A 4,772-nucleotide genomic window follows, 5' to 3' on the forward strand; every position below is an offset into this window, starting at 1 on the left:
AGTCGCTGTCCCGGGCCAGCTCCAGCAGGTCCGCCGCCCGCGGCCAGCGCGCCGCCTTCTCCCGCGGGCCCCACCAGCGGACGGTCATGCGCAGGGCCTCGGCCCGCCGCGCCACCGCCTCGCCGATCGCGCCCAGTCCGACGACGCCCAGCCTCTGGTCCTTCAGCGAGGGGGTGATCAGCCGGGACTCCGCCGTCCAGCGGCCCGCCCGCAGCGCCTGGTCGCCCTCGACGATCCGGCGCCGCGCCGCCAGCACCAGGCCGAGGGCGTGATCGGCCACGTCCTCGTGGTTCACCCCCGGCGCGTGCGTCACCGCCAGGCCCCGCGCCCGGCACCAGTCGACATCGACGCCGTCGTAGCCCGAGGTGAAACAGGCGATCAGCTGCAGGTTCGGCAGGCTCTCGATCAGATGCTTGTCGAGCGGGAACTCCCCCGCCACGACCAGCGCCCGGATGTCGTGCGCAGCCTCCAGCGGGGGCCCTTCCCAGAATCGATAGACGTCGTAGGCGCTCTCCAGGAACGCCGTCAGCGGCGCCAGATGGCGCTGCATGATTAGCAGGGCGGGGCGTTGGGTCATGGTGCGATTACACCAGCCCCGGCGGTTTCCGCCAAGCGGCGGCTAGAGCCCGTCGTCGCCCCACGGCCGCGGCGCACCCATCAGGCCGCCATCCGGATCGAGGGTGATCATCCAGTCGGAGGTGGGCGGCAGGTGGGCGACGAGGCCGAGGAAATACCTCCCAGCCTGTCCGTCTCCCGGCAGCACCAACGGCTCTCCGGCGAACTTGTCTGCCCCCACCCCGGGCAGAACCAGCGGCTGGTTGTACGGGAGGAGTGGGAGGACGAAGGCGTCGTCGGACTTGCCGCCCGTCAAGGCGGGCAAGATTTCGGGGCCCTCGTTGGCTTTTCCGCCAGGATCATCAACCGATCCCGGCAGGACCAGCGGTTCGTCACCGGAACCGGACAGCAACTCGACCGGAATGGCTCCGTCGGCTGAGGCCTGGCCCGTCCAGTACATCCGGTTCAGTTCCAGCACCCGGCCGTCGCCGAAGCGGATGCTCTCGACACCAGTGAGGCTGTCCCGCCCGTCCGCACCTTTGAGGATGAAGTTGTCGCCGTCCATCAGTAGCCGGTAGCCCGACACATCGCCGGAAACGATGAGAACGTCCTGGCCTGCGCCGCCATCGATCCGGTCATTGCCCGTTCCGGCCGTGATGAGGTCGTCGCCGGCGCCCGCCGAGATCGTGTCGTTCCCGGCCCCGGCGGTGATCGCGTCAGTGGCGCCGGTGCCGGTGATGAAGTCGGCCGCGGCGGTGCCCGTGATCGGATTGGCAATCGGCGCTCCCGTGAGGTCGTGGAGTCCGTCAGCGAACATCAGCTGCTCGATCCCGGTCAGGGTGTCCGCGCCGTCGCTCCCGCCGCTGATGGTGGTGACCCCGTCGACGGTGCTGATCGAATAGGCGGCGCGGTCGCCCGTGAAGACCGCCCTGTCGACGCCGTCGCCGCCATGGATCGCGTCGGCGCCTTCGCCGCCGGAGAAAGTGTCGGCGCCCGCGCCGCCCCACAGCGTGTCATCGCCTTCTTGGCCGTCGATCAGCCCGATCTGTACGCCGCCCCGGCCGTCGAATACATCGTTCCCGCGGCCGAGCAGCACCGCCCCGTCGATTAGGCCGGTGTTGTCGATCTGGTCCGCGCCGTAGTCCATCTCGATCCGGCCGCGCACCTCGCCGCTGTTGATCAGGTGCAGCGCCCCCGGCCCGTAGCCGTCGTGCACGCGGATCGCCGTGTCGCCGGCGATCAGGCCGGAGTTGTTGAGGGTCGCGTCATCGCCCAACTCGTACCAGAGGGCCGTCGCCCCGTCCGGAATGTTCGAGGTTGCGACGATCTCGCCCGAATTGTTGTGGGTGCCCGCGTTCACCACCACGCCCACGGCGTAGTTCATCGCGAAGCCGAAATCCAGCGGCCCGGCCTCGCCTACGTGGATCATGATCCGGCCAGTGTTCTCGAACGCGCCCCCCACGATAAGCCGGATGCCGAGGGCGGTTCCGGCGCCGACCTCGAAGAAGATGTCGCCGTCGTTCCAGATCTGCCCGAGCTCCAGCCCGAATAGGGCCCCGGCGGCGCAGTACATGTCGATCGTGCCGAAGTTGTGGATCTCGGTGAAGGTCGACAGCTGGATCCCGACTGCCCCGCGATGGCCCGCCTCGGTGGCGTGGTTCTCGATCAGGATCAGGCCGTTGTTGACGATGGAGTCGATGTTGGAGCGGCCGCCGATCACCGACAGCAGGCCCACGCCGTCGGCCGCGCTCTCCCGGTAGCTGACCAGGGCTCCGTCGATGGTTAGGGTGACCCCGGAATAGGAGATCAGCACCGGCCCGCCGCTTGCGGACAGCCAGGTCTGCTCCTCGCTGATCGTCACCGACTGGTGCAGTTCGTAGCTCTCCAGCACCAGCACATTGCTGGTGAAGTCCAGCCCCCCGGCCTCGCCTGGGACCGGGGCCGAGCCGACCGGAGCGTCCAGCCCGCCGCCCGTGGCCGCGCCGCCCGTGGCCACCGCGCCGTCGCCCGCCACCAGCACGGTCCGCCCGCCTTGGCTCCACGCCCGCCAGGTCACGCCGTCGATCTGCTGGTCCGGCCCGGCCGTCCACGCCCCGACCAGGTTCAAGGCGTCGCCGGCGCCGGTGGTCACCCTCAGCGTCGTCTCCGAGCCGGTCAGCGCCACAATGTCCTCACCGCGGATCGACAGCGTCTTGCCGCCGCCCAGCACCAGGTGCTCGATGTCCGAGACGGCCCCGCCCTGCAGCACCGCCGCCAGGTCAAGGGCCCGCGCCCCGCCCGGCAGCACCAAGGTGTCGAACCCGGCCCCGCCGTCAACGCGGCGGAAGCCGAAGTCCCCGGCCTCGAGGGTGTCGTCGCCGGCCCCGCCCGACGCGTCGTCCGCCCCCACGGTGACGATCCGGTCACGGCCGAATTCGCCGTACAGGCCGTCGGCCCCGGCCCCGCCGATCAGCACGTCGTCGCCCGAGCCGCCCATCAGCAGGTCGGCCCCGCCGAAGCCCTCGATCCGGTCGGCTCCGTCGTCGCCGGCCACCTGGTCTCCCAGCGCTGAGCCGAGGAAGGTGTCCGCGCCCCAGCCGAGGTCGATGATCCCCTCGATCGTGCCGTTGCGCGTGTCGACCCGGTCGTTCCCCTCTTCCATGAAGATGTGGCCGACGATGTCGCCGTCGTTGGTGACCACGTCGTCGCCGCGGTCGAGCAGGAAATGGCCCTCGATCCGTCCCGTCGCCGTATTGGTGATGTGCTCGACGTTCGGCTGCGCCGTCGTGGCGCTGAAGCTCGAGACGAAGGCGTAGTCGGCCTTGAACAGGCCGCTGTTGATCACCTCGATGGGCCGGAAATTGTGCGCCAGCATGGCGCCGATGGACGGCCCGTCGCCCAGCGAGCGCACCTCGATCCGGCCGTCGTTGACGATCCGCGTCGGATCCCCGTCCGAACTTACCGCACCGTCGCCGTACATCTGGATGCCGATCGGCGCCAGGCCCTCGACGAGGATGGAGCCGCCGGCCTGGTTCAGCACCGCCCCGCCGTTGTAGAGGACGTAGCCATAGGCCGAGCTGTTCAGCGCCTGGACGGCGATCAGGCCCGAGTTGGTGAAATAGCCGCCCAGCGAACTCTCGAGCAGCGCGGCGTAGTTCGCGTTGTGCGACAACACATAGATCGAGCCGGTGTTGGTCAGCCCGGTCTCCGAGAAGCCGACGGTCCGGGCCACGCCGGAGGTGGTCTCCAGCACCATCACTCCGTTGTTCTGGATGTCGCGCGCGCGGTTGTAGCGGACGAAGGTGTTGAACGTCGCGTCCGATCGGCCGACGACGCTCCAGATCGTGCCGTTGTTGATCAGCGGCCCCAGGAAGCCGAAGTCGCTCTCGAACAGATACGACAGGTTCACGCCGTAAACGTACTGCCCAGCCGTGACCGTATAGGCGCCGTCGGCCACGATCGGCGTGGTCACATTGGCCGGCCCCGGCGGCGCGCCGGGCAGGGTGATGAGCGGTCCCGAGGCCGCCTCGGCGCCGAGTGTCTCGCGCAGCGGCGAGGGGATACCGGCCTCGAAGCCAGGCAGGCGACTCCGAACGGCTCTGCTCATCGCCCCCCTCGCGACGTATACTTCCCATTAGACTTGCACGCGCGCACCGGTACGCCAATAGGAGTCGCGTCTCGGGGGCAGGCACGATCCTTGTGCTGGATTTCGCCAATCTATCGGTAATCGGTCGCGGTTGTGTTTGTGCGAGCGGAAACAGGGGCGGCGAGGGGTACATGACCACGGCCGCAACGGCCTCACAACGGCACGACGGGGCCGGAGCGAGGGGCGTCTTCGTGTCGCGACGACAGGCGACGCTGATCGATCGGCGCGCCGCGCGATCCATACGGCCCCCCTGTACGAGCCGACCATCTCCGCAGCGTTCTCCGGCTCCGTCCGTGTTCGTCCTGCCTTCGTCGTGCCCGTCGTGATGAACCGGCCCTCGCCGATCCCGGCCGCGGCGGGGGCCGGAACCTACCGCCCGAATTTCTGGAACTTGATCCGGTGCGGGATCAGGCTCTCCACCCCGAGGCGACGCTTCTTGTCTTCCTCATAGGCCTCGAAGTTGCCCTCGAACCATTCCACGTGGCTGTCGCCCTCGAAGGCGAGGATGTGAGTCGCCAGGCGGTCGAGGAACCAGCGGTCGTGGGAGATGACCACGGCGCAGCCGGCGAAGCCTTCCAGCGCCTCCTCGAGG

2 protein-coding genes and 1 pseudogene are annotated in these 4,772 nt (G+C 69.2%); all 3 read right to left on the reverse strand.

Going from position 1 to position 4,772, the window contains the following annotated elements; genetic code table 11:
* Window positions 1-577, reverse strand: a 577-nt coding sequence (locus tag VEA62_RS06470) for an NAD(P)-dependent oxidoreductase (RefSeq protein WP_324819793.1), incomplete at its 3' end; no start/stop codon positions are given.
* Window positions 578-619: 42 nt separating this feature from the next.
* The gene (locus VEA62_RS06475) at window positions 620-4,141 is read right to left on the reverse strand and encodes a calcium-binding protein (RefSeq protein WP_324819795.1); all 3,522 of its coding nucleotides are present in this window, start codon (window positions 4,139-4,141) and stop codon (window positions 620-622) included.
* A gap of 408 nt (window positions 4,142-4,549) precedes the next feature.
* Window positions 4,550-4,772: pseudogene (locus VEA62_RS06480) on the reverse strand (energy-dependent translational throttle protein EttA); the annotation flags it as partial.

This window comes from Brevundimonas sp., from assembly GCF_035627475.1.
In the GTDB taxonomy this organism is placed as follows: domain Bacteria; phylum Pseudomonadota; class Alphaproteobacteria; order Caulobacterales; family Caulobacteraceae; genus Brevundimonas.